At 68.3% G+C, this 26,223-nt stretch carries 24 protein-coding genes; 13 read left to right on the top strand and 11 right to left on the bottom strand.

Features of this window, described 5'->3' with window-relative positions:
• The first annotated feature begins 745 nt into the window (after positions 1–745).
• A complete protein-coding gene (locus ACF8O7_RS06590) occupies positions 746–1,657 on the top strand; it encodes an SDR family NAD(P)-dependent oxidoreductase (protein WP_016453901.1) in 912 nt (303 codons plus the stop codon).
• 266 nt (positions 1,658–1,923) lie between these two features.
• Positions 1,924–3,453: a glutamate--cysteine ligase gene (gene gshA / locus ACF8O7_RS06585; protein WP_043791886.1), complete on the top strand. Its 1,530-nt coding sequence runs from the start codon at positions 1,924–1,926 to the stop codon at positions 3,451–3,453.
• A 7-nt stretch (positions 3,454–3,460) separates the two neighbouring features.
• On the opposite strand, the gene ACF8O7_RS06580 is transcribed toward gshA, so the two are convergent.
• Both ACF8O7_RS06580 and ACF8O7_RS06575 read right to left on the bottom strand, forming a co-directional pair.
• Positions 3,461–3,673, bottom strand: a complete 213-nt coding sequence (locus tag ACF8O7_RS06580) for an oxidoreductase-like domain-containing protein (RefSeq protein WP_043791884.1) — start codon at positions 3,671–3,673, stop codon at positions 3,461–3,463.
• Positions 3,674–3,675: 2 nt separating this feature from the next.
• A complete protein-coding gene (locus ACF8O7_RS06575; RefSeq protein WP_013803403.1) occupies positions 3,676–3,918 on the bottom strand; it encodes a hypothetical protein in 243 nt (80 codons plus the stop codon).
• A 168-nt stretch (positions 3,919–4,086) separates the two neighbouring features.
• Here ACF8O7_RS06575 and ylqF point away from each other — a divergent pair, with 168 nt between their 5' ends.
• Positions 4,087–5,040: a ribosome biogenesis GTPase YlqF gene (gene ylqF / locus ACF8O7_RS06570; RefSeq protein ID WP_016453899.1), complete on the top strand. Its 954-nt coding sequence runs from the start codon at positions 4,087–4,089 to the stop codon at positions 5,038–5,040.
• 126 nt (positions 5,041–5,166) lie between these two features.
• Positions 5,167–7,455, top strand: coding sequence for a bifunctional diguanylate cyclase/phosphodiesterase (locus ACF8O7_RS06565; RefSeq protein WP_026062425.1), 2,289 nt, complete (start codon positions 5,167–5,169; stop codon positions 7,453–7,455).
• Between the two features lie 42 nt (positions 7,456–7,497).
• On the opposite strand, the gene ACF8O7_RS06560 is transcribed toward ACF8O7_RS06565, so the two are convergent.
• Complete coding sequence (locus ACF8O7_RS06560; protein WP_043791882.1) at positions 7,498–8,706, bottom strand: M20 aminoacylase family protein; 1,209 nt, start codon at positions 8,704–8,706, stop codon at positions 7,498–7,500.
• A 233-nt stretch (positions 8,707–8,939) separates the two neighbouring features.
• Between ACF8O7_RS06560 and ACF8O7_RS06555 the strand changes: the two genes are divergently transcribed.
• A complete protein-coding gene (locus ACF8O7_RS06555) occupies positions 8,940–9,932 on the top strand; it encodes a DHH family phosphoesterase (RefSeq protein ID WP_016453896.1) in 993 nt (330 codons plus the stop codon).
• Here ACF8O7_RS06555 and ACF8O7_RS06550 read toward each other — a convergent pair.
• Positions 9,872–10,741: a pseudouridine synthase gene (locus tag ACF8O7_RS06550; RefSeq protein ID WP_277849656.1), complete on the bottom strand. Its 870-nt coding sequence runs from the start codon at positions 10,739–10,741 to the stop codon at positions 9,872–9,874. The two genes, ACF8O7_RS06555 and ACF8O7_RS06550, sit on opposite strands and share 61 nt — an antisense overlap.
• 228 nt (positions 10,742–10,969) lie before the next feature.
• On the opposite strand from ACF8O7_RS06550, the gene ACF8O7_RS06545 reads away from it, so the two are divergent.
• On the top strand, positions 10,970–11,968 hold the full coding sequence (locus tag ACF8O7_RS06545; RefSeq protein WP_126311692.1) for a diaminopimelate dehydrogenase: 999 nt from the start codon (positions 10,970–10,972) through the stop codon (positions 11,966–11,968).
• On the opposite strand, the gene ACF8O7_RS06540 is transcribed toward ACF8O7_RS06545, so the two are convergent.
• Positions 11,965–13,338, bottom strand: a complete 1,374-nt coding sequence (locus ACF8O7_RS06540; protein ID WP_016453893.1) for an MFS transporter — start codon at positions 13,336–13,338, stop codon at positions 11,965–11,967. The two genes, ACF8O7_RS06545 and ACF8O7_RS06540, sit on opposite strands and share 4 nt — an antisense overlap.
• A 90-nt stretch (positions 13,339–13,428) precedes the next feature.
• Here ACF8O7_RS06540 and ACF8O7_RS06535 point away from each other — a divergent pair, with 90 nt between their 5' ends.
• Both ACF8O7_RS06535 and cls read left to right on the top strand, forming a co-directional pair.
• Entirely contained in the window at positions 13,429–13,776 is a 348-nt protein-coding gene (locus ACF8O7_RS06535; RefSeq protein ID WP_012204400.1) for a hypothetical protein, read from the top strand.
• Positions 13,777–14,132: 356 nt separating this feature from the next.
• Complete coding sequence (gene cls / locus ACF8O7_RS06530; RefSeq protein WP_061289586.1) at positions 14,133–15,584, top strand: cardiolipin synthase; 1,452 nt, start codon at positions 14,133–14,135, stop codon at positions 15,582–15,584.
• Between the two features lie 64 nt (positions 15,585–15,648).
• Here cls and ACF8O7_RS06525 read toward each other — a convergent pair whose 3' ends face one another.
• Complete coding sequence (locus tag ACF8O7_RS06525; protein ID WP_016450473.1) at positions 15,649–16,491, bottom strand: META and DUF4377 domain-containing protein; 843 nt, start codon at positions 16,489–16,491, stop codon at positions 15,649–15,651.
• Between the two features lie 330 nt (positions 16,492–16,821).
• On the opposite strand from ACF8O7_RS06525, the gene ACF8O7_RS06520 reads away from it, so the two are divergent.
• Positions 16,822–17,400 (top strand): DUF2242 domain-containing protein, encoded by a 579-nt coding sequence (locus ACF8O7_RS06520; protein WP_016450474.1) that lies wholly within the window; start codon positions 16,822–16,824, stop codon positions 17,398–17,400.
• A 24-nt stretch (positions 17,401–17,424) separates the two neighbouring features.
• On the opposite strand, the gene ACF8O7_RS06515 is transcribed toward ACF8O7_RS06520, so the two are convergent.
• From ACF8O7_RS06515 to ACF8O7_RS06495, 5 genes are all read right to left on the bottom strand, one after another.
• Positions 17,425–18,306, bottom strand: a complete 882-nt coding sequence (locus tag ACF8O7_RS06515; protein ID WP_016450475.1) for a peptidoglycan DD-metalloendopeptidase family protein — start codon at positions 18,304–18,306, stop codon at positions 17,425–17,427.
• A gap of 94 nt (positions 18,307–18,400) precedes the next feature.
• Positions 18,401–20,518, bottom strand: a complete 2,118-nt coding sequence (locus ACF8O7_RS06510; protein WP_280048205.1) for a DUF3300 domain-containing protein — start codon at positions 20,516–20,518, stop codon at positions 18,401–18,403.
• Positions 20,519–20,679: 161 nt separating this feature from the next.
• The gene (locus ACF8O7_RS06505; protein WP_016453887.1) at positions 20,680–20,997 is read right to left on the bottom strand and encodes a DUF2322 family protein; all 318 of its coding nucleotides are present in this window, start codon (positions 20,995–20,997) and stop codon (positions 20,680–20,682) included.
• 56 nt (positions 20,998–21,053) lie between these two features.
• A complete protein-coding gene (locus ACF8O7_RS06500; protein ID WP_016450552.1) occupies positions 21,054–21,770 on the bottom strand; it encodes a class I SAM-dependent methyltransferase in 717 nt (238 codons plus the stop codon).
• 127 nt (positions 21,771–21,897) lie between these two features.
• Entirely contained in the window at positions 21,898–23,706 is a 1,809-nt protein-coding gene (locus ACF8O7_RS06495) for a glutamine--tRNA ligase/YqeY domain fusion protein (protein WP_280048206.1), read from the bottom strand.
• 229 nt (positions 23,707–23,935) lie between these two features.
• Between ACF8O7_RS06495 and ACF8O7_RS06490 the strand changes: the two genes are divergently transcribed.
• From ACF8O7_RS06490 to arfB, 4 genes are all read left to right on the top strand, one after another.
• Positions 23,936–24,319 (top strand): hypothetical protein, encoded by a 384-nt coding sequence (locus ACF8O7_RS06490; protein ID WP_280048207.1) that lies wholly within the window; start codon positions 23,936–23,938, stop codon positions 24,317–24,319.
• A gap of 125 nt (positions 24,320–24,444) precedes the next feature.
• Entirely contained in the window at positions 24,445–24,888 is a 444-nt protein-coding gene (gene aroQ, locus ACF8O7_RS06485) for a type II 3-dehydroquinate dehydratase (protein ID WP_016450549.1), read from the top strand.
• Positions 24,885–25,769, top strand: a complete 885-nt coding sequence (locus tag ACF8O7_RS06480) for an alpha/beta fold hydrolase (protein ID WP_016453884.1) — start codon at positions 24,885–24,887, stop codon at positions 25,767–25,769. The genes aroQ and ACF8O7_RS06480 overlap by 4 nt, the downstream gene beginning before the upstream one ends.
• Positions 25,762–26,172 carry an alternative ribosome rescue aminoacyl-tRNA hydrolase ArfB gene (gene arfB / locus ACF8O7_RS06475; RefSeq protein ID WP_016450547.1) on the top strand — a complete coding sequence of 137 codons (411 nt, stop codon included), beginning with the start codon at positions 25,762–25,764 and terminating at the stop codon, positions 26,170–26,172. The genes ACF8O7_RS06480 and arfB overlap by 8 nt, the downstream gene beginning before the upstream one ends.
• The last annotated feature ends 51 nt before the right edge of the window (positions 26,173–26,223 follow it).

Below are 26,223 nucleotides of genomic sequence, written 5' to 3'. Positions count from 1 at the left end.
TTAACGGAATATACTTGAAGCCATTTTGCCAATCGGTGGATATGGTTTTATTGTCTAAGCGATTCAAGCCATGGCTGAAATTTACTGGGAGGGGCTTCGTATCGGTTTGCGTGGGTCACTGTTGTCTTTGCAAGGCTGACCTGGGCTCGTGAACGCCTGACTCGAAGCTGTTGAACGGGCTCCAGAGCCTGCTGATTGCCTATTTTTTGAGCAATTGGCTTGCTTGTTTGTCAAATCAATGACTTATGCTGCGAATTCGGCATTTTTGGCGGCTTGTCCACATGCTTGTCCAGTACGAATGGGGGTAAATGCGTACATGCAGGTTGCGCGGTGGATAAGCGGGACGTGGCCCGAAAATCCGGGGTCTTCTGCCTATTTTTTAAGCGATCCTCCTGTTTCTCTTCTGAATCAATGACTTGCGTGCCTTATCCCGCCCGCTGTGAAAGTTGTTCACAAGATTGTTCAGGGTGAGGCGGGATAAGTCGGGCACACGACTTGTGGATTTGATTAAAAAATAGGCAAAACGAAAAAATCTAATCAAAACAATTACTTAACCAGCCAGTCCCGAGCCTGCACATGGTTTTCCACAGGCTTGTCACGAAATGATGGGGACAAGGCCGGCGGGCCTGCCGCAGTCGCTTCGGCAACCGGAATGCGGCCGGCGTCCGTCTACATTGCTGGGTGGCCGGTGCCCTGCCATCCGGAGGGCGCAACCGGCATCCAACGACACAAAGGGAGCATCTCCATGGCGATTGAGTTTGAAGGCCGCGTGGCCATCGTGACGGGGGCCGGCGGCGGCCTGGGGCGCCTGCATGCGCTGGCGCTGGCGGCGCGCGGCGCCAAGGTGCTGGTCAATGATCTGGGCGGCGCGGTCGATGGCAGCGGCGGTTCGGCCACGGCGGCCCAGGCCGTGGTGGACGAGATCCGCGCGGCGGGCGGCCAGGCGCTGGCCAACGGTGCATCGGTCACCGATTTCGAGGCCGTGCAGGCCATGGTGCAGCAGGCCGTCGATGCCTGGGGCCGCGTGGACATCCTGGTCAACAACGCCGGCATCCTGCGCGACAAGAGCTTTGCCAAGATGGGCATGGACGACTTCCGCCTGGTGGTGGAAGTGCACCTGATGGGCGCCGCGCATTGCTGCAAGGCCGTGTGGCCGCACATGCAGGCGCAGAACTACGGGCGCATCGTGATGACCACCTCGTCCACGGGCCTGTACGGCAACTTCGGCCAGGCCAACTATGGCGCGGCCAAGCTGGCCCAGGTCGGCCTCATGCAGACCCTGGCCATCGAAGGCGCCAAGCACGGCATCCATGTGAATGCGCTGGCACCCACGGCGGCCACCCGCATGACGGAAGGCCTGATGCCCGAGGCCGTGCTGGCCGCCCTCAAGCCCGAGGCCGTGGTGCCCGCCATGCTGGTGCTGGCCCACGAAAGTGCGCCCACACGCACCACGCTGTGCGCAGGCGCGGGCGGCTTCGAGGCCGCCTTCATCACGCTGACCGAAGGCGTTTACCTGGGCCAGGGCGAGCAGGTGCCGGAACAGCTGGCCGCGCAACTGGCCCAGGTGCTGGACCGCAGCGGCGAACAGGTGCCCGCCAGCGGCGCCGCCCAGGGCACGCTGGAAGTGGGCAAGGCCATGGCTGCAGCCCGTCGATGACCAGGGGCTGGCCAGAGATTTCGCCGCTGGCCGGCCTGCCCTTGCCCGGTATCAAGGCAGCGCCGGCCGGGAGGGCGAAACTCTGACATATTCCTTTCGCTCGCGGCGATCCCATGCGGGGCAACAGGCCAAAACGCGTGGTTAAGCGGACAGGCGCCATCGCGTTTCCTGCCGTTTCTCTATCATTCGGCGTCCGGGTCGGGTCCGCCGGGAATCCTGGTGGTTTCCGTGTGGGCCGATGCCCATCAACGAATCGGTAAACAAGAATGAAAACATCGCAGGCATCCATGGCGGTTCCCGGTCCTGAGCGGCTCAAGGGCATACGCCGTGGCATAGAAAAGGAGGGCCTGCGCGTGCTGCCTTCCGGCAGCCTGGCACTGACGCCGCATCCCCTGGCGCTGGGCTCGGCGCTCACGCATCCGCACATCACCACCGACTACAGCGAATCGCAGATCGAGCTGATCACCGGCGCGCGGCTGGGCGTGCAGGAATGCCTGGACGAACTGGTGCAGATCCACCAGTTCGTGCTGCGCAGCCTGCGCGATGCGGGTGGCGAGATGCTGTGGTCGTCCAGCATGCCCTGCCAGCTGCCCACGGACGAGACGATTCCGCTGGCGCGCTACGGCTCCTCGCACTCGGGCCGCTCCAAGAGCGTGTACCGCATGGGGCTGGGCCACCGCTATGGCCGGCGCATGCAGACGATTTCGGGCATCCACTACAACTGGTCGCTGCCCGGCGTGACCAGCGACCAGTATTTCTCGCTCATCCGCAATTTCCGGCGCCATGCCTTCGTGCTGCTGTACCTGTATGGCGCGTCGCCCGCGCTGTGTCCCTGTTTCGTCGAGGGGCGCGAGCACCGGCTGCAGCCGCTGGGCAATACGGGCCAGGCGCTGTACCTGCCCCACGCCACCTCGCTGCGCATGGGACGCCTGGGCTACCAGAGCGATGCGCAGGCCAGCATCAACGTCAGCTACAACGGCCTGGAAGGCTATGCGAATTCGCTGTACGACGCGCTGACCCAGCCCTATCCCGCCTACGAGATGCTGGGAGTGCGCAACCCGGGCGGCGACTACAACCAGTTGGGCACGGGCCTGCTGCAGATCGAAAACGAGTTCTACGGCACCATCCGCCCCAAGCGCACCGTCAGCCGCGGCGAGCGCCCGCTGCACGCGCTGCGCGAGCGCGGCGTGGAGTATGTGGAAGTGCGCCTGATGGACCTCGATCCCTTCGAGGACGTGGGCATTGCCGCGCCCACCATGCGCATGCTGGACGTGTTCCTGCTGCACTGCCTGAACGCCGACAGCCCGCCGGATACGCCGGACGAGATCGCGGAACTCAAGCACAACCAGCACCTGACGGCCGAGCGCGGCCGCGAGCCGGGCCTGCAGCTGGTGCGCGCCGGCCGAGAAGTGCCGCTGCGCGACTGGGCCCATGAAGTGCTGGACCAGTGCCGACCCTACGCCCAGGCGCTGGACAGCACCCACGGCACGCAGGACTACAGCGCCGCCCTGGCCCAGGCGCTGGAGCGCCTGGAGCACCCCGAGCGCACGCCGTCGGCCCATGTGCTGGGCGAGCTGACGGGCGCATACGGCAACAGCTTTGCGAACTTCACGCTGGCCCGGTCCGAGCAGGCCTGCGACTCGCTGCTGGCCCTGCCCTGGAGCCAGGCGCAGCAGCAGCGCTTCGAGCAATGGTCGGCGCAGTCCGTGCAGGAGCAGCGCGACATCGAGGCCGCGGACACGCTGTCGTTCGAGGAATGGCGCCTGCGCTACATGGCGCCGGAGAACCTGCGCTGAGCGCGCTTCAACCCCGCCCGGCGCCCAGCGCCTGGCCTGCGTCCTCGCACCAGAACAGCACGGCGTCGTAGAAGCCCTCCCAGACGCAGCCGTTGCAGCCGCGGCCGCAGCAGCTCGTGGGCTGGGGCGGCACAGGGCGCAGTGCAATGCCTGCGGCCTGGGCGCGCTGCTGCCACAGCTGGATCTGCGACAGCGCCTGCTCCAGCGGCCCCTGCACCATGCTCAGCGCCGCGCCTTGCTGCGGCGCACCGCAAACAGCACGATGAAGGCCGTGCCCAGCAGCAGGGCGAACCAGCCGACCAGGTACGACTGGGCCATCATCTGCACGATGCCCCCGGGCGCCATGAACTGTGGCGCCAGCAGAATCACCAGCCCGATCACGGCGCAGGTCACGCCCTTGATCAGCAGTTCGATGTCTGCCTTGCGCGAGGCGGAGCGGGACGAGGGGGTATCGGGCAAGGACATGGGCAGTGAGGCTGGGCGTAAAAGCGGGGGACAATTGCGGTTTGCGCAAGAAAAAATGGAAGTCTGCGGGTTGCGCCGGGGCGCCGCGCGTTGTTGCATCCTGTCTGCGCAAGCCATGAATTATCCTTGCGCCCCTGCCAGTCCCCCCGTTTCCCAGAAAGTAATCCCATGGCCATACAGTGGTTCCCCGGTCACATGAATCTCACGCGCAAGGTGATCACCGAGCGCGTCAAGGAAATCGATGTGGTCATCGAAGTGCTGGATGCGCGCCTGCCGGGGTCGAGCAGCAACCCGCTGCTGCAGGAGTTGACGGGCCACAAGCCGCGCCTGCAGGTGCTCAACAAGCAGGACCTGGCCGATGCCGCGCGCACGCCGCTGTGGCTGGACTGGTACAACGCCCAGAGCGACACGCGCGCCATTGCGCTGGACGCCTCCGAGCCCGCGCCCACGCGCCGGCTGATCGAGGCCTGCAAGCTGCTGGCGCCGAACCGTGGCGGCATGGCCAAGCCCATGCGCGTGCTGATCTGCGGCATCCCCAACGTGGGCAAGTCCACGCTGATCAACTCCATGAGCGGCAAGCGGCAGGCCAAGACGGGGGACGAGGCCGGCATCACCAAGCTGGAGCAGCGCATCGTGCTGGCCGACGACTTCTACCTCTGGGACACGCCCGGCATGCTGTGGCCGCGCATCATCGTCGAGCAAAGCGGCTACAACCTGGCCGCCAGCGGCGCCGTGGGCCGCAACGCCTATGACGAGGAACTGGTGGCGCTGGAGCTGCTGGGCTATCTGCAGAAGAACTACGCGGACATGCTGGAGGCGCGCTACAAGCTGGGCCTGGATAACGAACGCATCGCCGCCCTGCACGACGACGAGCTGCTGGACGCCATCGGCCGGCGCCGCGGCGCCATGATGGGCGGCGGACGTGTCAATGTGCAAAAGGCGGCCGAGCTGGTGCTCACGGATTTCCGCGCAGCGGTCCTGGGCCGCATCACGCTGGAGACGCCCGAGGAGTACGCGCAATGGCTGGCCGTGGGCCAGCAGCGCGATGCCGAGCGCCAGGCGCGCAAGGACGCCGTCAAGGCGCGCAAGCGGCCGCCGCGCGAGCGCAAAAGCGCGCCCTGAACCGGCGCCCGCATACCCTGTTTGGTGCAAGAGCGCGTCCGACCGGGGCGGTGGCACAACCACCACAGCCGCAGGCGGCGCCGACCGCTAGCATGTTGAGTGTTCTTTCTCTGTTGGGGCTTTTTCATGCGGCGTCATCGAGTCGAGGCGGAAACCCATTTGTCCCTGCGCAGGGTGGTCCTGGTGGGCAGCATATGGATCACCAGCCTCACCGTGATGCTGGCCATGGCGCTGCTGATGCAGGACCCCGTTCCCTGGCTCAGCGTGCGGCTGAACCTGGTTGCCGCAGGCGTGAGCTTCGGTGCCGTGCTGCTGGGCTGGCGCCGGCACTGGCGGCTGGCCTCCAATGTGCTTGTCTGGGGCACCTGGACGGCGGCCGTGACCGTGGTGGCCGCCACGGGCGGCGTGCAAAGCGGCTCGGTGCTGGCCTTTCCTGCCCTGCTGGTCATGTGCGCCTGGGTGCTGGGCGTGCGCACCACGCTGGTCATGCTGGTCCTGTCCGTGCTGACCATGGCCGGTTTCTGGGTGGCGGGCCGGGAAGGCGTTGACTGGATCGGCCAGCGCGAGACCTCGCCCGTGTTCTCCATGCTCTACTTCGTGGGCATGCTGGGGCTGACGGGCACGGTCACGCTGATGGCGCGGCGCAGCCTGATCCGCCGCGCCCAGGAGCTGCAGGACACACTGGGCGCGCTGGAGCAGCACCAGGACGATCTGCGCAAGTTCTACCGCGCCGTGGAGCAGAACCCCGAGAGCATCGTCATCACCGACGTGCACCAGAACATCGTCTATGTGAACGAGGCCTTTTTGCAGCGCACGGGCTTTGCGCGCAACGAAGTCCTGGGCCAGCCCACGCACCGCTACTCCACCATGGGGCTGGATGCTCCGGCCTGGGAAGAGGCGCTGCACCAGCTGGGCCGGGGCGCGCTGTGGCGTGGCCAGATGACCAACCGCACGCGCCAGGGCGAGGACCTGCCCGAGGCCGTGCTCGTGGCGCCGATACGGGCCTCGGACGGCAGCATCGTCAACTACGTGGAACTCAAGCAGGACCTGTCCGAGCGCATGCGCGCGGAGCGCCAGATCCATGCGCTGGCGCATTTCGATGCGCTCACCGGCCTGCCCAACCGCCTGTCGCTGACCCAGCGGCTGCGCGCGCTGGCGCGCGAGTTCCGCGAGGGCGGCAAGGGGGGCGAGCCGCGCCACGGCCTGCTGCTGCTGGACATGGACCGCTTCACGGCCTTCAACGATGTGCGCGGCACGGTGCGCGGCGACGCGCTGCTGGGCGCGCTGGCGCTGCGCCTGGCCGATGCCCTGCCCGACGGCGTGCTGCTGGCCCGCATGGGCGCCGACGAATTCGCCGTGCTGCTGGAGAAGGCAGGCCACGAGGCCGCCGAGGTCGACCAGCACATGCGCGCCCTGGCCCAGGTACTGCAGGACGCGCTGGAGCGGCCGCTATGGCTGGAGGAAACTGGCGAGGAAGTGCAGGCCAGCTGCAGCATTGGCGCGGCCAGCTTTGCTGCCTCGCGCACCGACAGCGGCGGCCATGACGTGCTGCGCCGCGCCGGCGTGGCCCTGCACCAGGCCAAGCAGGCCGGTCTGGGCCAGGTCGTCATCTTCCAGCCCGACATGGCCGAGGCCGTGGGCAAGCGCTTTCGCATCGAAAAGGACCTGCGCCGCGCCATCCCTGCCGGCGAGCTGCAGCCCTACCTGCAGTCCCAGGTGGACCGCATGGGGCGCTGCGTGGGCGCCGAGGTGCTGGTGCGCTGGAACCATCCGCGCCTGGGCATGGTCGAGCCCGGCGACTTCATTGCCGTGGCAGAGGAGTCGGACCTGATCGTGCAGCTGGGAGACTGGATGCTGGAGCAGGCCTGCCGCATGCTGGTGCGGCCCGAATTCGTGCAGCACGGCTGGCGGCTGTCGGTCAACGTCAGCTGGCGGCAGTTCCGCCAGCCCGATGTGGTGAACAAGCTCAAGCGCATCCTGGCCACCACCGGCGCCGACCCGCGCCGGCTGACGCTGGAGGTCACGGAAAGCGTGGTCATGCGCGACGTGGACGAGGCGCGCGAGCGCATGACCGAGCTGCAGCTGCTGGGCGTGGAGATGGGGCTGGACGACTTCGGCACCGGCTATTCATCGCTGGCCTATCTGCAGCGGCTGCCGTTCCGTGAACTCAAGATCGACAAGTCCTTTGTGCAGGACTGCCATGCCTCGCCCGGCAATGCCGCCATGGTCGAGGCCATTTTGCTCATGGCCCGTCGCCTGCACCTGCGCGTGGTGGCCGAAGGCGTGGAGACCGAGGAGCAGGCCGGCACCCTGCGTGCCTGGAACCAGGATGTGCTGTTCCAGGGCTACCACTACGGCCGGCCGCTGCCTGCCGCCGAGTGGGTGGATCTTCAAGTGGGGGCGGCCGGCGTCTGAGGCCGTAGGCACGCCAGGGTCGCGGCCCTGGCGCGGCCTGTCTCAGTCCCTGGCCTGGTTGGCGGGCTGCTCCAGCCAGCGGCGCGCCAGCAGATCCCAAAAGCGTGCGCCACGTCCGAGGTTGTCGTCGTTGAAGTCGTAGCCGGGATTGTGCAGGCCCACGCCGGGCTGGCCCGTGGCGGGACCGTTGCCTATCCAGCCATAGGCGCCGGGCACGGCCTCGAGCATGAAGCCGAAGTCCTCGGCCGTCATGGCCGGCAGGATGTCGGCGTGGGTGCGGTCCTCGCCCACCGCCTCGCGCATCACATCGGCCATGAAGCGGGCCTCGTGCGCGTGGTTGGTGGTGTTGGGGTAGCCGGGCTTGAGGATGAACTCGGCGCGGCACAGATGGGCGGCCGCCACATGCTCGCTGATGCGCTGCATGCCTTCGATGAACATCTGCTGCGTCTCGGTCCTGAGGGCGCGCACCGTGCCGAAGATGCTGGCCTCGTCGGGAATGATGTTCTCCACCGTGCCGCTGGTGATCTTGCCCACGGTGAGCACGGCGCTGTCCAGCGGATCGGTGCTGCGCGACACCAGGGTCTGCAGCTGGCCGACGATGGCGCAGGCCACGGGAATCGGGTCCAGCGTGGTGTGGGGCATGGCAGCGTGCCCGCCCTTGCCGTGCACGCGGATCTCGAAACGCAGCGTGGACGCCATGATGGGCCCCACGCGCACCGCCATTTCGCCGGCAGGCAGGGCAGGCCAGTTGTGCAGCGCGAACACGGCCTCGCAGGGGAATCGCTCGAACAGGCCATCGTCCATCATGGCCTTGGCGCCTGCGCCGCCTTCCTCGGCGGGCTGGAAGATCAGGTGCACCGTGCCATCGAAATCGGGCTGCTGCGCCAGCAGCGTGGCCGCACCCAGCAGCATGGTGGTATGGCCGTCATGGCCGCAGGCATGCATGCAGCCCGGGTTCTGGCTGGCGTGGCCGAAGGCATTGAGTTCCGTCACCGGCAGCGCATCCATGTCGGCACGGATGCCGAGGCTGCGGCCCGGGTTGGCGGCGCTGTGCCCCCGGCCGTGGATGCTTGCCACCACGCCGGTCCGGCCCAGCCCGCGGTGCACCTGCAGCCCCAGCGCCTGGAGATAGGCCGCCACCTTGTCGCCGGTGCGGTGCTCCTCGTAGCGCAGCTCGGGGTGGGCATGCAGGTCGTGGCGGAACTTCAGCAGGGAGCCGAGATGGGGGGTGATGTCGGGTGTGGATCGCATACAGGGGCCGCGACGGCCTGCACGCCAAGCGGGTCCGCAGGCGGTCGCAGCAATTCAATGACAAGGCGGACATGATAGGTCCTGGGGTTTGCCTATGCCGTCTGCCGCGCCGATAGGCCTTGTGCTGCCGAGGCTTTGCGCTACGTTCTTTGATAGCTGCCCGCGCAATGCCCTGGCCCGGGAGTTGGCGCAGATGCAGGGGAATGGCGCCAGGACCGACAATCGCCCCCATCATGAAAAACACCATCCTGCCCCTGCAATTGTTCGTGCGTCCCGAGCATGACGATCCCCAGCCCCTGATCCTGTACCACGGCCGCCGCTGCCCGGACGGCTATGGCGCGGCGCTGGCGGCCTGGCTGTTCTACGGCGGGCAGGCCGAATTCCGCGGGCTGGACCATGGCGAGATCCAGACGGCCGACGACCTGGGCGAGCTGGCCGGCCGCGCGGTCTACGTGCTGGACTTCGCCTTCGAGCCCGAGCTGATGGCCGAGATCGAGTCGCGCGTGTCCAAGCTCGTGGTGCTGGACCACCACAAGAGCGCTGCCGAAAAGCTCACCGGCTACCAGTGCCGCTGCGGCGTCGTGCACTTCGACATGAACAAGTCTGGCGCGCGCCTGGCCTGGGAGTTCTTCCAGGCCGACAAGCCCGTGCCGGGCCTGATCCGCTTCATCGAGGACCGCGACATCTGGAAGTGGGAATTCGCCGAGAGCGCGGGCTTTCTCGCGGCGCTGGACATGGAGCCGCGCAGCTTCGAGCGCTGGGCCGAGATCGCGGCCTTCACGCCCGAGCAGGAAGCTGCCTTCATGGCACGCGGCGGCGCCATGGACGAGAAATTCCAGAAGCTGTGCGCCGACATTTCCGAGTCCGCCCAGCCCCTGGTCTTCAACGGCATGCAGGGCCTGATGGTCAACTGCCCCGGCATGTTCCACAGCCAGGTCGGCGACCTGCTGGCGCGCCAGAGCGGCAGCTTCGCGCTGATGTGGCATGCCAGCACCAAGGGGGTGAAGGTCGGGCTGCGATCGCGCTCGGAGTTCAACTGCATTGCGCTGGCCGAAAGCTTCGGCGGCGGCGGCCATGCCCAGGCCTGCGGCTTCAAGATGGGCAACGAGCGCCTGGTGGAGCTGCTGTCGGGCGTGCTCAAGGCCGATGCCTCGGCCGACTACGCCTACGTGGCCGCGCCGCTGATGGAGCAGCCTGAAACGGGCGCGCCTGCCGAAGCTGCCTGATCCAGCCCGGCCGTCGCCGGCAGGCCCGCACAGGCCTGCCAGCCGGGCAGGGCGCACAGCGCGCGCCAGTGCTGCACATCGGGCACATGGCCCAGCCGGCTCCAGTCGGCCTCGAAGCGCAGCGGCTCGCCCGTCATCGGGTGCGCCAGCTCCAGCGCATGGGCATGCAGCCACAGCCGCTGCAGGCCCAGGCGCTCGGCCCACCAGCGGTTCAGCGGCCCCTTGCCGTGCGTGGCGTCGCCAATGATGGGATGGGCCACATGCTTGAGATGGCGGCGTATCTGGTGGCGGCGGCCCGTGGCAGGCAGCGCCTGGACCAGCGAGATCCGCGTGGCCGCATGGCGCGGATCAAAGGCCTCGGGCCATTCCAGGCGCGCCAGGCAGCGCAGCGCAGTCCGTGCGGGCTGGGCTGGCGCGTCCTCGGGCGCATCGTCGGGTCGGAGCGCGTGGTCCACCTCCACCGCATCGGGCAGCCAGCCGCGCACCAGCGCCAGGTATTGCTTGCGCACTTGCTGCCCGGCAAACGCCTGGCCCAGCCGCTGCGCGGCCTGGGCATGCAGGGCCATCACCAGCACGCCGCAGGTGCCCTTGTCCAGCCGGTGCGCAGGGTGCACATGGCAGCCCAGCTGGTCGCGCAAGGTCTGCAGCACGAAGCGCGTCTCGTGCGCGTCCAGTCCCGTGCGGTGCACCAGCCAGCCTGCGGGCTTGTAGACCGCCACCAGGTGCTCGTCGCGCCAGAGGATGTGCAGCGGTGCGTCGCCGCACTCCGAGGGCAGCGGCTGGGCGATGGGGGATGAGGGCTGGGACATGAGGGCGTGAGTGTAGGCGCTGCTGTCCACCACGGCCCTCGACCCACTCCCAATGCCCCTGCCCAACATCGCCGCTCAGTACCCCCGCGCAGGGCAACGCAGTGCTGCCCGGCAGTGCACGACTGGCGGCTCCGTGGCGATGCAAGATCGCGCCTGGTTCTGCGCTGGCGCATGAACCTCATTTTCGAGCCGCAGTTTTTGAACCTCATCGCAAAGGCACCGCACCGCATGGACCATCGCAGCACCGCTCCCATCCGCATCGCCATCGTCGGCCACGGCAACCTGGGCCGTGGCGTGGAGGCGGCCATTGCCCGCAACCCCGACATGGTGCTGGCCGGCATCTACACCCGCCGCGATCCGGCGCAGCTGCGTCCGCTGCAGCCCGGCACGCCCGTGCACGACATGGACAGCCTGCTGGCCCATCGCGCAGGCATCGACGTGCTGGTGCTGTGCGGCGGCTCCAAGGACGACCTGCCGCAGCAGTCCCCCGCGCTGGCCGCACATTTCAGCCTGGTGGACAGCTTTGACACGCATGCGCGCATTCCCGGGCATTTCGAGCTGGTCGACGCGGCGGCCCGCGCGGCGGGCACCACGGCGCTGATCTCGGCCGGCTGGGACCCGGGCATGTTCTCCCTGCAGCGCCTCATGGGCGAGGCCCTGCTGCCCGATGGCGCCACCTACACCTTCTGGGGCAAGGGCCTGAGCCAGGGGCACTCCGACGCCATCCGCCGCATTCCCGGCGTGGCCGGCGGCGTGCAGTACACCATTCCCGTGGACGAGGCCGTGCAGCGCGTGCGCAGCGGCGTGCGGCCCGAACTGTCTGCGCGCGAGCGGCACCGGCGCGAGTGCTTTGTGGTGCTGGAGCATGGGGCCGATGCCGACGGCGTGCGCCAGGCCATCACCGGCATGCCGCATTACTTCGACGAGTACGACACCACGGTGCACTTCATCAGCGCGCAGGAGCTGGCCCGTGACCATGCGGCCATGCCGCATGGCGGCTTCGTCATCCGCAGCGGCAGCAGCTCCGATGGGCTGCGCCATTCCATCGAATACCGGCTGCAGCTGGACAGCAACCCGGAGTTCACGGCCAGCGTGCTCGTGGCCTACGCGCGCGCCGTGCACCGGCTGCAGCAATCGGGGCAGACGGGCTGCAGGACCGTCTTTGACGTGGCGCCCGGCCTGCTGTCGCCCAAAACTGCGCAGCAGCTGCGGGCCGAGCTGCTTTAGCCCTGGCCCACGCGGGCCGCGTCTTCCAGCCGGTCCACGTCGCGCAGCGGCTTGAACAGGGTCATCCAGCTGCCGACCACGCCCAGTGTGCACAGGCTGCCCACCACGGCGGCGGGCACCGCGCCCAGCCAGGCGGCGCTGGTGCCGGCACGGAACTCGCCCAGTTCGTTGGACGAGCCGATGAACAGCATGTTCACCGCGTTCACGCGCCCGCGCATGGAGTCGGGCGTGGAAAACTGCACCAGGGCCGAGCGGATGTACACGCTCACCATGTCGGCCGCGCCAGCCAGCATCAGGGCGGCCATGGACAGCCAGAACCAGTGCGACAGCGCAAACACCAGGTTGGCAACGCCGAAGATGGCCACGGCGGCGAACATCACGCGGCCCACATGGCGCTGTATGGGGCGGGCCGACAGCCACAGGCCCATGGCCACCTCGCCCACGGTCATGGACGAGCGCAGCAGGCCCAGGCCTTCGGGCCCGACCTTGAGCACCTCGTGCGCGTACACGGGCAGCAGGGCCACCACGCCGCCCAGCAGCACGGCGAACAGGTCCAGCGAAATCGTGCCCAGGATGATGGGGCGCGTGCGGATGAAGTGGATGCCTTCGCCAAAGCGCAGCCACAGCGAGCCGCCGGCCGGCGCCATGGCTTCGGCATAGCGCACGGGCACCGTGCCCAGCAGCAGCACGGCCAGCACCAGGGACACGCCGCAGACCGCATAGGTCAGCACGGCGCCGCCCCAGGCGTAGAGCAGGCCGCCCAGCACGGGCGCCGCGATGGCGGCCGTGCGCATCAGCATGCTGTTGGTGGCCAGCGCCTGGGCCAGCTGCTCGCGCGGCACGATCTGCGGCAGCAGGCTTTGCAGGGCCGGCCCCGTGAAGGCGCGGCTACAGCCGAACAGCACCAGCACGGCGTAGATCCAGTGCACATCGTGCGCGGCAGCGCCCTCGTGCCAGGACAGCCACAGCAGCAGCAGGGAGCACAGCGCCGCCACGGCCCAGCTGCCCGACAGCAGGCGCTTGCGGCTCATGCGGTCGCTGAGGTCGCCTGCCGGAATCAGCAGCGCCAGCATGGGCAGGAACTGGGCCAGTCCCACATAGGCCAGGGACATGGGGTCGCGCGTCAGGTCGTAGACCTGCCAGGCGACGACCACGGCCTGCATCTGCTGGGCGAACATGGACAGCATGCGCGCCATGACGAAAGGGACGAAGGCGCTGTTGCGCAGGCCGGCGGCGGGGCTGTCGGCCGAAGAGGGGGGAAGCGGGGAGGAGGGCAAGATCGGAAGTCCGTGGCAGAGCACGCGCAGTATCTGCGAAATGCCGCCGCCCTGCAGGCCGGACCGCCTGCGCCATGCTGCCGACGAAGGCATGCGGCCTGCTCCCACAAACACCGGGGACGCGGCGCGTGAACATGCCATCACGGGTCAGGCCAGAACCCCGCATCAGAGGAGCAACACACCATGTCCATGTTGTCCATGCAATACGCCGGCACCTTGATCGGGCGCGAAGCGGTCATCGATTTCCCCGATAGCAAGGCTGATGTGCGGTACACGCCGCAGGGCCAGATGGTCTGGCATGTGGTCGATTCCCTGGGCCATGTGTCCGACGGCTGCGAACGGCTCAGCTACCTGCAGGTCAGCGACAGCCTGCACTTCCTCAACTGGATCGAGAAAACCGGTTTCACCGTCAGCCAAGTCATAGACACGGCGCAGGGAACGGTGCAGGCCTTCTGGTCCTTTGCCGATCCGGCCAGCGAGGGCGGCCACCGGTCCTCCATGTTCGTCGAAGGCCGTTTCCGCTTTCGCTGAGAACCCTGCCGGTGCTGCGTGAAACATTGCGGCGGCGGCGCAACATGCCTGTTTTTTGAGCGCCACCGGCAAAGCCAAGGCTGGCGCCGCAAACACGGGTTGTCCCGAAGCTTGTCCACAGGCAGGCCCACAGTCGCTGGGCATAACCGTCACGCCATCGTCATTTTCTTCATCCAACGGAAAAGTTCCGTGGGATGTGTGCGTGTACTTTCGTCATGATTCAGGTTTTTCGTGGAATTCTGTTCCTGTATCCATGGCCGGGGGGGTAGCCGCCCGCCGCAGATCAAGGCCCGTGCCCCCGTGAAACATTGCGCGCCTGAGAAACAGGTCCGCAATGCCGCCGCTATGCTGGCCGCATGACCTGGCTGCTTATCGCATTGCATCTGCTGCTCATCGCGGGTTTCGGCCTGCGCATCCTTTTGCGTGACGATGTGCGCCCCGACGTTCGCATGGGCTGGCTCACCGTCATCGTGCTGCTGCCCTACGTCAGTTGCGCGCTGTACTACCTGTTTGGCGAAGTCACGCTGCGCCGCCGCGGCCGGGCCCGGTACCGCAAGGTGCAGGACTTCGCGGCAGGCGCTGCCATGGACCACGGCGCCGCCGTGCCGATAGCGGGCATCGCCCCGCAGTGGCAGGCTGCCTTCGGCTATGCGGCCTCCATCAACCGCTTTGCCGCACAGCCGGGCCACACCGCGCAGCTCATGGCCGATGGCGCTGAGGCCCGCGCCCGCATGCTGGCCGACATGGACGCCGCCCAGCATGAAATCAACGTGCTGTACTACATCTGGCTGGCTGATCACACGGGCACGGCCGTGGCCCAGGCGCTGGTGCGCGCGGCACGGCGTGGCGTGGTCTGCCGCGCCATGGTGGACGGCCTGGGCTCGCGCGCGCTGCTGCGCACCGACCTCTGGCAGCAGATGGCCCAGGCGGGCGTGCAGCTGGCCGTGGCCCTGCCCACCAGCCATCCGATCCGCGTGATGTTCACCAGCCGCCTGGACCTGCGCAACCACCGCAAGATCACCGTGATCGACCAGCGCATCACCTACTGCGGCAGCCAGAACTGCGCGGATGAAGCCTTTGCCGTCAAGGCCCGCTATGCGCCCTGGGTCGATGTCATGCTGCGCATGCAGGGTCCGGTGGTGGCGCAGATGCAGCAGGTGTTCGCCAGCGACTGGGCGCAGGCACGCAGCGTCGCCCAGATTCCTCCCATGCCGTTGGCTGTCCGGTCCGCAAACGGTCTGCCCGAGCGGCCTGCAGGCGGCTTTGCCGCCGTCGTCATTGCCGAAGGCCCGGCCGAGCGGCCCCGCTCCACCTCGCAGCTCGTGTCCACGCTGCTGGCCAGCGCACGGCGCGAGGTCGTGATCTCCACCCCTTACTTCATTCCCGACGCCACGGTGCTCGAGGCCCTGTGCGCCGCCGCCTGGCGCGGCGTGCAGGTCAGTCTCATCCTGCCCGCGCGCAACGATTCGTGGATCGTGGGCGCGGCCAGCCGCAGCACCTACCGCTACCTGCTGCGTGCCGGCGTCATGCTCCATGAATTCCGCCCCGGCCTGCTGCATGCCAAGACCCTGTGCGTGGACGGGCAGGTGGCTTTGCTGGGCTCCACCAACCTGGACCTGCGCAGCTTCGACCTGAACTTCGAGAACAATGTGCTGCTGCAGGACGAGGCCGTGACCCAGGCCATCCGCCGGCGCCAGGCCGACTACATCCGCCAGTCCGACCGCATCACCGCCGCCCAGGTCCACGCCTGGCCCTGGGGCCGGCGCATCTGGAACAACCTGCTGGCGATGCTCAGTCCGGTGCTGTGAGGCGCAGCCCACAAAAAAGGCCTGCGCAGTGCAGGCCTTCAGGGCTGTGGGGCAGCAGGCGCGCTCAGCGGCCCACGCGCTCGCTCTCGACCACCATGTCCAGCACATAGGCGTAGGCCGATGCGTCGGCCGGCACGTTCTGGCGCTTGTAGCGCTGGATGCGCAGCACGTTGCGGATGCCGGGCTCGTGCTTGTAGCCCTCGATCTCGCTGTAGAAGTTCTCCCACTCGCCGGTGGAGGTCTTCACGCCGTTGTCGCCGTAGCGGATCTCGCGCACGCGCAGGCACTGGAAGTCCTTGATCAGCGGGTGGTTGCAGGCCGTGCGCTGGGGCGCCACTTCCAGGAAGATGCGTTCGCCTGCGCTGCCGTACTGGGTCTGGGCCGTGGGCGAGCCGTCGAGCTGCCAGCGCGTGCCGTCGATGAAGGTGAGCGTCAGGCGCGCAGGCTGCTTGCCTTCGCCCAGTTGCACGGACCATTGCTTGGCCGTGGGCAGGATGCGGGCCACCTTTTGCTCCAGCGCCATCAATTGGTCGTCATCGCAGGCCATCAGCGTGCTGGCGGCGCGCTGGGTGGCGATGCGGTTGCCTTCGGTGCGGTAGCCCGTGGTCACCACGTTGCACAGGTTCTTGACGGCCAGGCGCTGGTCGGCGAACTCCAGTTGCAGGGGCCGCTTGCGCGAGGCGGCCGTCAGGAACCAGCTCTGGTCTTCGGTGCCCTGGGGCGTGAAGGCCTGGCGAAGACTCCAGTGGTAGGCGGTCAGCGATTGGGCGTCACCGGGCGGGCCGGCAGGAGCCGACACCTGGGGCTTGGCGCCGTCTTCGGCGTTGCCGCCCTTGTCGATATGGCTGCAGGCGCCGAGCCCCATGGTGACGATCACGGGCAGGCACCAGGTCCAGCTTGGCTTCATGTTGAGTTCCTTGGTTGATGGGTACAGGTACAGGCGCAGCGGCGGCAGGCTTGGGCAGCCCGGGTGCGGCATGAGCCGCACCGGCCCTGGCCGAACCGGGGCACCATAACGCAGATGCGCGGCGGCGCTTGTCAGAACGGGGCGCTATTCACATTCGTTTGCATCTATTTGATGCAGACGGAAAAACCGATTGCTGCAAAGTTGCCGGCCATTGCATTGCGCTCGGGTGAGAATAGGCGGCCAGCCGCCATGCCATCCGCAGGCAGCGGCACCGGAGCAAGGAGCAGGTTCGTGTATCGACGTTGGAGTGCAGCAAACAGGGTGCGTGGCATGCGCTGCGCAGGGGCTTTGGCCGTCATCATGGTGCTGGCGGGCTGCGGCTCGACGATTCCCCAGCATGTGCCGGTGCAGGAGAGCTTCGGCTCCACCGAGACCTTCTCGCGCATGTTCGATGCCTCGCCGGCCCAGACCTGCGAGGCCGCGCGCCGCGCGCTGCTGAGCCAGGGCTACATCGCCATGGCGCGCACGGCCGAACTCATAGAAGGCAGCAAGAGCTTCCAGCCCGACCCGGAGCTGAACCTGCAGATGAACATCCGCGTGGTCTGCGTGCCGGAGACCGCCGACGGCCAGGTCAGCATCGGCTTTGTCACGGCGCTGCAGGACCGCTATACCCTGAAGAAGAGCGCCAACTCGGCCAGCCTGGGCGTGGGTGCGCTGGGGTCCGTGTCGCTGCCGTTCTCCTCGGGCAGCGACTCCATGGTCAAGGTGGGCAGCGAGACGATTGCCAAGAGCGGCTTCTACGACAGCTTCTTCGAGCTGGTCTCGCGCTACCTGGCGCAGGACCGCGACTCCATCGCCGTGCCCACGCCGGTGGCGCCGCAGAACACGATTCCCTCGGCCGACCACTGACGCCGGCGGGCGCCACAGCCCCGTTCACGCCGCCAGGAACAGCGCCGGGTCCACCATGCTGCGGTTGAGCATCACGCCCCAGTGCAGGTGCGGGCCGGTGACGCGGCCCGTGGCGCCGACCTTGCAGAAGGCCTCTCCCGTGTCCAACTGATCGCCCAGCTTGCACTGCACGCTGCTCAGGTGGCAGTACATGCTCAGCAGGCCGCCGCCGTGGTCCAGCCACACGGTGCCGCCGTTGAAGAAATAGTCGCCCACGTCCACCACCTTGCCCGGCAGCGGCGCGACGACGTTGGTGCCGGTGGCTGCCGCGATGTCCATGCCGCTGTGCGGATTGCGCGGCTGGCCGTTGAACACGCGGCGCAGGCCGAAGCTGCTGCTGCGCCGGCCCGGCACGGGCTGGCGCATGCGCAGGTCGCCGGGGCGTGCGGGCGGCTCGGTGAACAGCGCCATGATGGTCTGCTGGTGGGCGCGCTCACGCTGGTAGCGCGCATCGTCCTCGGGCGACAGGTCCACGGTCTTGGGCGAGACCTTCAGGCGCTGCTCGGTGTACTTCTTGTCACGCACCTCGTAGGCCAGGGAGCGCGCTGCGCCTTCGCCCTTCACGGTCACGCTGTGGGTGCCAGGTGCGGCCGACAGCGCAATGCCGACCACGGCCGTCCATTCGATCATGTCGCCCACCACCAGCACGGGCACGTCGCCGGCCAGTACCTGGGGCCGCTGGGATGCGGGCCCCAGCGACAGGCGGGCCACGCCGCCGGGCACGCGGCTGTCATGGGGCCAGGGGGATTCGCTGGAGGGCGCTGCGGCCTTGGCGGCCCAGGAGGGAAGGATCAGGCCCGCGCCCGAGGCGCACAGGGATTGCACGAACAGTCGGCGGGAGCGGGGATTCGTCGTCGGTATCTGCATGGATGAAGCGGCGGGCTTGGCGCCGGCATGGGGCCGTTATCGATCGCCCCATTGTCCGCCAAGCGTGCGCCAAGCCAAACCTCTGCCGGGCCGTTCAGCGGTCCCGGCGTTCGTCACGTCCGCCGCGCCGTTCCTGCGGGCGGGATGCGTTGGCCATGCGCTGCTGCTGTTGGCGCTGCTCCTGCTGCGCGCGGGCCTGCTGCTGCTGGGCGCGCGCCTGGGCCTGCTGTGCCTGCTGGAGCTGCATGCGTTGCTGCTGCGCCTGACGCTCCTGCATCTGGGCCTGTCGTTGCGCTTGCTGCTGCGCCTGTTGTTGGGCCTGCATTCTGGCCTGCATCTGCTCCTGCGCACGGGCTTGTTGCTGTTGCTGTTGTTGCTGCAACTGCTGCTGACGGGCCTGCATCTGCGCCTGTTCGCGGGCCTGGTCCCTGGCCTGCACCTGCATCTGCATCTGTGCCTGGCGCTGGGCCTGTTGTTGCTGCCGTTGCTGCCGCGACTGCTCCTCGCCGCGCAGGCGGGCGGTCTGCATCTCCATCTGCTGTTGCTGCTGCTGGCGCATGCGCGCGGCATCGGCCATGGAACGGTCGCGGTCCTGCCGGTCCTGCTGCCGCATGCCCTGCTGCGCGGCGGCAGACGACCACGAAGGCACGCGGGAATCGCGGCCCCGCTCGCCCGGCATGGCGGCAGCGGGCAGGGCGGCTGGCGGGCGCTGCACCCCTGCAGCCTGGGTCGAATGCGGAGCCTGCGGCCACTTGCCGAACTGGCCCGGCTGCGAGGCCGGCACCGGGTTCATCCTGGGCTGCAACGCTGCCTGCGGCCGGTCATCGGGCCGCAGGCCCGGGCGGCCGCGATCGGCGCCGTCATGCCGGGCAGATCCTTGCGTGGCGCCGGGCGGCAGCATGCCTTGGGAAGACGCCGGCGGGCCGCCCTGCGGTGGCCTCAGGCCCAGCCGCTGCGGCATGCCGCCATGCGCTGCGGCGGCCGCGCCTGCCATGCCGGCGGCGCCGGCCAGGGCCGCCGCGGCCATGCCGCCCGGGCGCGGATCGCCGCCCTGTGGCGGGTTGGGCGGGTTGCCGGCAGGGCGGGGCTCGAAGTGCGGGTTGTTCGCGATGTGGGTGACGTTGCCACCGTTGTTGATCTGCGTGTTGCGGATGTTCTGCACCACCGTGGTCGAGCGCGTCACATAGGTGTTGTTGTTGTAGATCACGGCTGGCCGGCGCGAGGGCGGTGGCGGCGGCTCGTTGCGGTGCCAGCGGTAGCCGGGCTCGCCCCAGCGCATGCCCCAGGAGTTCCAGCCCCAGGGGCGACGGTCCACGGACTCGGCGAGGATCACGCCTGCGCCAAAGCCGATCAGCCCCGCCACCACGGGCGCGGCCGAACTGCCCACGTAGACGGGCTGCGGCGCCACGATGGGGCGGTAGCCGCCATACACCGGCAGCGGCTCGCCATACACCACACCCGGGTCGTACTGCGGCACATAGACGGTGTCGGGCTGGGCGGGAGTGATCTCGATGAACTGCGAGGGCGCATCGATCACCGGCACCGGCAGCATGGACGACAGGGGCTCGCCCATGTCCTGGGGCGCTGGCTGGGGATCGCGCGGCGGGGCGTCGGCCGCGGCCACGGCCACCTTGAGCCGGCTGGAGTCCTTGAGCGTACCGGCCTTGTAGGCGCGCTGGCGCATCACCTGGATGGCGTTCATCACGTCGGCCGGATCGTTGTAGTAGGCCCTGCCCAGGGCCGTGGTCCAGGGAATGTTGGAAGACAGCTGCGCCAGCACGTTGGGAAACTGGGCCAGGGACTTGACCGACGGGTCCCAGTCCTGGCCGTTGACGGCGTCCTGCAGCTCCTGGGGCTTGAGGCCCGGGTTCTGCCCCAGCCAGACCTCGGCGGCGCCGACCTGGTCGGGATAGGTGGAGGCGGCCAGCACCTGGGCCACGAGCTTGTCGGGGTACAGCGCAATGGGCGCCACCATCTGGTAGAGCGTCTCGGCCGACGGCGGCACATAGGCCACGGGCGTGGCGACGGGCTGGGCGCTTTCGGTGGCAGGCGGCAGCGGCACGCTGGCGGCCTGCGGGGGCTTGTCCTGGGATTCGTTGCAGGCGCTCAGCGCCAGGGCGGCGGCCAGGCCCAGCACGCTCAGGCGCAGGGCGCCGGCGTGGGAAGCTGAGGGGGCCATGGTGCGTGCTCTGGGCACGGCGGATTGCAGCATTGCGTTCTCCTGGGCAGGAACGCCTTGCGCGCCGAAGCGGCAAGGCACATGTCATTTGAACGCCAAAGTGCACGCTGCGTTGACACCGGCGTGTCAGCCGATGCCCCCAGTCCGCGCAACTTCTGTGACGCGGTGTTTACCCAGGCGGAATCAGGCCGCGATCAAGCCGCGAGCAGGCGGGCCTGGTAGCTCTCGGCACCCTTGGACCAGGCCAGCAGGCGGTCGATGTTGGGGTGCTTGCCAGGGAAGGCGATGGCGTCCTGCGTGTGCTCGGCATACCACTCCAGGCCCAGTTCGGCGGCGGCGGGCGTGATGCTGCCGCCGTAGAGGGCGGCCAGCGCGTGGTACACGGCCAGCGAGCCGGTCTGGCCGGGCTTGTTCTCGATGGTGGCCACGACCTGGCCCTGGGCATCGGCCAGCTGCAGCGCGGCGAGGTGGGTGACGGTGGGCAGTTGCTGAAGGCGTGCGGAGAAGTTCATGCTGAAAGGCAAATCAAAGAAAGGAAGGCGGAGAAAGAACGATCGGCTCGGGGCGATCAGGCCTTGGCGGCAATCCACGCACACCAGAACAGGCTGGAGAAAAAGCGCTTGGCCTGAACGAAGCCGGCCTGGGCCAGCATCTGCTCCACTGCCTCTTCCGAGGCGGGTGGAACCGCGCCCTGCCGGATCTTGCCGAGTTTCGCATGGACGGCGGCCTCGTCCGCGCCTGCCATGCGCCAGCGCATGGCCCAGGCTTCGAGAAACAGCGGCTCGCTGTCGTAGCGATGGCGATTGCAGGCCAGGATGAAGGGCGCACCCGGCGCCAGCCTGGCCGACAGGGCCTGCAGCAGCCTGAGCTTGTCCGCATCGTCAGGAATGTGGTGCAGCACGCCGATCAGCGTGGCCGCGTCGAACACCGTGCCGGCGGGCAGGTCCTCCACCGCACAGGGTGCTGCACGCACCTGGGCCGACAGGCCGGCGGCTGCGATGCGGTCCATGGTCTGGTCCAGCATGGGGGGCGAAGGGTCGGCGGCCGTGAATGTCCACTGCGGCCTGAGCCGCGCCGTGGCCAGGATTTCCTGGCCCGTGCCACCGGCGCCGCCAATCAGCACGGACTTCGGCCCGGCATCCAGGCTGGCTGCCAGCAGGCAGGCGGCCAGCTCGTGGCAGGCGTCGTAGCCGGCCAGGGCGATGCGGCTTTGCGTCTCGTACTCGGCCGCGCGGGAGGTGTCGAACTTGGCGGCGGAAGCCGCCTGTGGCAAGGCTTGGTTCATGGCCTGGAATTGTGCTGAGGCCATGGTCACTGCAAAAGCGCCGATGTGCGATGGCCCACCCCTGCAAAGCAGGATGGTGGGCCATCTTCGGGGGAGCGGTGCAGGTGCCCGCCAGCGGGCCGTGCGCCTACTTGCCCCAGGAGTCCTTGAGACCCGTTGCGCGGTTGAACACGGGCTTGCCCGGTGCGTGGTCCTTGCGGTCGGCCACGAAGTAGCCGAAGCGCTCGAACTGGAACTTGTCGTCAGGCTGTGCCTGGGCCAGCGACGGCTCCACGTAGGCCGTCACGACCTTGAGGCTGTCCGGGTTGAGCAGGGCCAGGAAGTCCTTGCCGCCCGCATCGGGCTGCGGGTCGGTGAACAGGCGGTCGTACAGGCGCACTTCGGCCTGCACGCCGTCGGCCGCGCCCACCCAGGTGATGGCGGCCTTGACCTTGACGCTGTCGGCGCCCGGCGTGCCGCTCTTGGTGTCGGGCACCACGGTGGCCAGCACCTTGGTGACGTTGCCCTCGGCATCCTTCTCGCAGCCCGTGCACTCGATCACGTAGCCGCCCTTCAGGCGAACCTTGTTGCCGGGGAAAAGGCGCTTGTAGCCCTTGGGCGGCACTTCGGCGAAGTCCTCGCGCTCGATCCACACCTCGCGGCCCAGCGTGAAGCGGCGCACCGGCACCTGCTGGCCTTCGGCGGCGTGGGGCAGGGCGGGCAGCTCGCAGGCTTCCAGGTGGTCGGCGCTGCCGAAGACCTCGGCCCAGTTGGTCAGCTCCAGCTTCAGCGGGTCCAGGGCCACCATGCCGCGATGGGCCTGGTTCTCCAGGTCTTCGCGCAGGCAGCCTTCCAGCGTGGAGTAGTCGATCCAGGCGTAGTCCTTGGTCACGCCGATGCGCTCGCAGAAGGCCTGGATGCTTTGCGGCGTGTAGCCACGGCGGCGCAGGCCGACGATGGTGGGCATGCGCGGATCATCCCAGCCGCTGACGATGCCGTTGTCCACCAGGTGCTTGAGCTTGCGCTTGCTGGTGATCACATAGGTCAGGTGCAGGCGCGAGAACTCGTACTGGCGCGGCTGCGGCGCGGCGATCAGGCCGCCTGCGCGCAGGTGGTCCAGCAGCCAGTCGTAGAACGGGCGCTGGTCCTCGAACTCCAGCGTGCAGATGCTGTGGGTGATGTGCTCCAGCGCGTCCTCGATGGGATGGGCGAAGGTGTACATCGGGTAGATGCACCACTGGTTGCCGGTGTTGTGGTGCTCGGCATGGCGCACGCGGTAGATGGCGGGATCACGCAGATTGATGTTGGGCGATGCCATGTCGATCTTTGCGCGCAGCACGGCAGCGCCATCGGGCAGCTTGCCGTCGCGCATTTCGCGAAAGCGCGCCAGGTTCTCGGCCGCCGTGCGGCTGCGGAACGGGCTGTCCACGCCGGGGCGCGAGAAATCGCCGCGGTTGGCCTTCATGTCGTCGGCGCTTTGCTCGTCCACATAGGCCAGGCCCTGCTCGATCAGGTACTCGGCGGCGCGGTACATGAAGTCGAAGTAGTTGCTGGCGAAGTACAGGTTCTCGTGACCGTCGGCTTCCTTCCAGCCGAAGCCCAGCCAATGGACGGCATCGATGATGCTGTCCACGTACTCCTGGTCTTCCTTCTCGGGATTGGTGTCGTCGAAACGCAGGTGGCAGGCGCCTTGGTAGTCGCGCGCCAGGCCGAAGTTCAGGCAGATGGCCTTGGCGTGGCCCACGTGCAGGTAGCCGTTGGGCTCGGGCGGGAAGCGTGTGCGGATCTTCGCCACGTCCACCTGGCCCTGGTTGTGGTGGTCGCCATCACCGGGGCTTCCACCCCAGCGGCGCTGGGCGTAGGTACCGTTGGCCAGGTCGGCCTCGATGATTTGGCGCAGAAAGTTACTCGGTTTGACCGGATCTTTGGAGATGGGGGAGGCGTCAGCAGAGCTCATCGCAGCATTGTAGGCGCGCGCCTGCCGACCCGCTCCGGACGGCTTTCGGACAGCCGCGCCAGCCAAGGGTTGAGGCATTTGGAAACAAACTTGTATAAAAGCCTGCCATCCGTAGACCCCTCTCGCGCGTTGAGAATGCAGGGCGTATGCCGTCCCCTGTGCCAAAGTGCGGGGAGGCGGCACCAGCGGCAATGCCTGCCACGCCTGTCCAACTTCGAGGAGAGACACCATGACAACGACAGCTTCCCCGTGGGTTGCAAGAGCAGCAGCAGCCGGCCTCGCATTGGCCGCCCTGGTGGCTTCGGGCGCCGCCCAGGCCCGGGGCGATGTGCACTGGTCCATCAGCCTGAATTCGCCGGGCATGTATGGCCCGCCCGTCTATGTGGCGCCGGCCCCCGTCTATGTGGCGCCGCCCCAGCCCATCTACTACGCTCCCCCGCCTCCGGTCTACTACGCGCCGCGCGCCGTCTACCGTGCGCCGCCCGTCGTGGTCGTTCCCGGCTATGGATACGGCTATCGCGGCGGCTACCGTGGCGGATACCGCCATGGTCATGGCCATGGTCACGGTCACGGTCACGGTCACGGTCACGGTCACGGTCACTGGCGCCGTTGAGCCGGACCGGGCTGGATTGACTTGTGCCGCCCTCCGGGGCGGCTTTTTCCGTGGTGCCAGCGTTGCGGCCGGGCCCGGGATGGCCCGCATAATCCAGCCCGTTGGAAACCTGGAGTGTCCCCGCCGTGAAAACCGTCTATGTCCTCAATGGCCCGAACCTGAACCTGCTGGGCCTGCGTGAACCCGCCATCTATGGCTCCCAGACCCTGGCCGATGTGCGTGCGCTGTGCGAAGCCGCCTGTGCGCGCTACGGTCTGGCCCTGGAGTTCCGCCAGAGCAACCATGAAGGCGAGCTGGTGGACTGGATCCACGAGGCCGGCCGCGTGCACGCCGAAGGCCGCCTGGCCGGCCTGATCTTCAACGCCGCCGCCTACACCCACACCAGCGTGGCCCTGCTGGATGCCGTCAAGGGCACGGGCGTGCCGCTGGTGGAGCTGCACATCAGCAACGTGCATGCGCGCGAGAGCTTCCGCCACCACTCCTACCTGTCGGCTGCGGCGCGCGCCGTGATGTGCGGCTTTGGTGTGGCCGGCTACGGCCTGGCCATCGACGCCGTGGCCCAGTGGTGAACACGCCTGTCGCCATAGAGCGCCTGCGCGCCCGTGCGCGGCGCCTCACCACGCCGCTGTCTGCCGCGCGGCCCGAAGACGGCCACATGGTCTGGCATGTCTGGGGCGAGGCGCGCGCGGGCGTGCTGCCGGTGGTCATGCTGCACGGCGGCAGCGGCAGCTGGACGCACTGGCTGCGCTGCATGGACGCTCTGCTGGCCCAGGGCCGCCAGCTGTGGATACCGGACCTGCCGGGCTTTGGCGATTCCGATGGGGTGCCAGGCGGCCAGGATGCCGACACCCTGGTCGAGCCGCTGCGCCAGGGCCTGCGGCAACTGCTGGCCGATGGCGGAGCGCCCGCCGCCCCGCTGTGCGATCTGGTCGGCTTCTCTTTTGGCGGCATGACGGCCGGCATGCTGGCGGCTGCCGACGGCACGCTGGCCCGGCGCCTGGTGCTGGCCGGGGCGCCCGGCATGGGCGTGGGCAAGGGCTTGGCCGTGCGGCTCAAGGGCTGGCGCCACCTGGCCACGCCCGAGGCGCAGGCCGTGGCCCACCGCTACAACCTGCAGGCGCTGATGCTGCATGACGCCAGCCTCATCGACGAGGACACGCTGGCCCTGCATGTGCTCAATGTGGAGCGCGACCGCCTTCCACGCCGCCGCCTCTCGCACACCGATGTGCTGGCCCGCGCCCTGCAGGCCGTGGACGGCCCCGTATGGGCCATCTATGGCGAGCACGACGCGCTCTACCCGGGACCGATGATGCAGGAGCTGGCCCAGGCCTTTGCACGCCATGCGCGCGACTTCCGGGGGCTGGCCCTGGTGCCCGGCGCAGGCCACTGGGTCATGCATGAGCGTCCCGATGCCTTTGTGGCGGCATTGGCCGCTGCGCTGGATGCCTGAGCGCATGCGCCCCATCGAGCTGCACGAGGTGCAGTGGACCGCCATGCGCGCCCAGGGCGCGGGCGGCCAGAACGTGAACAAGGTCTCCAGCGCCGTGCACCTGCGCTTCGACGTGCGCGCCTCGCGCCTGCCCGAGGCCGTGCAGCAGCGCCTGCTGGCCCTGCGCGACGGCCGCATCACCAACGAGGGCGTGGTCGTCATCAAGGCCCAGCAATACCGCACGCAGGAGCAGAACCTGCGCGCCGCGCTGCAGCGGCTCAACGCGCTGGTGGCCGCCGCCTATCCCGAACCCATTCTTCGCCGCGCCACCCGGCCCACGCTGGGATCGCAGCGGCGGCGCCTGGACAGCAAGAGCCGGCACAGCGCCACCAAGGCCCTGCGGGGCCGCCCGCGCGACGATTGAGCCGGCCAGCGCAACAATGTGTGCCGCCTTTGGCGGCTTGGCGCGGCCCGC

It is taken from the genome of Delftia sp. WSY_16 (assembly GCF_043104415.1).
Lineage (GTDB): Bacteria > Pseudomonadota > Gammaproteobacteria > Burkholderiales > Burkholderiaceae_C > Comamonas > Comamonas tsuruhatensis.
The sequence above is the reverse complement of the archived record's forward strand: the minus strand, read 5'-3'. Positions and strand labels throughout refer to the sequence as shown.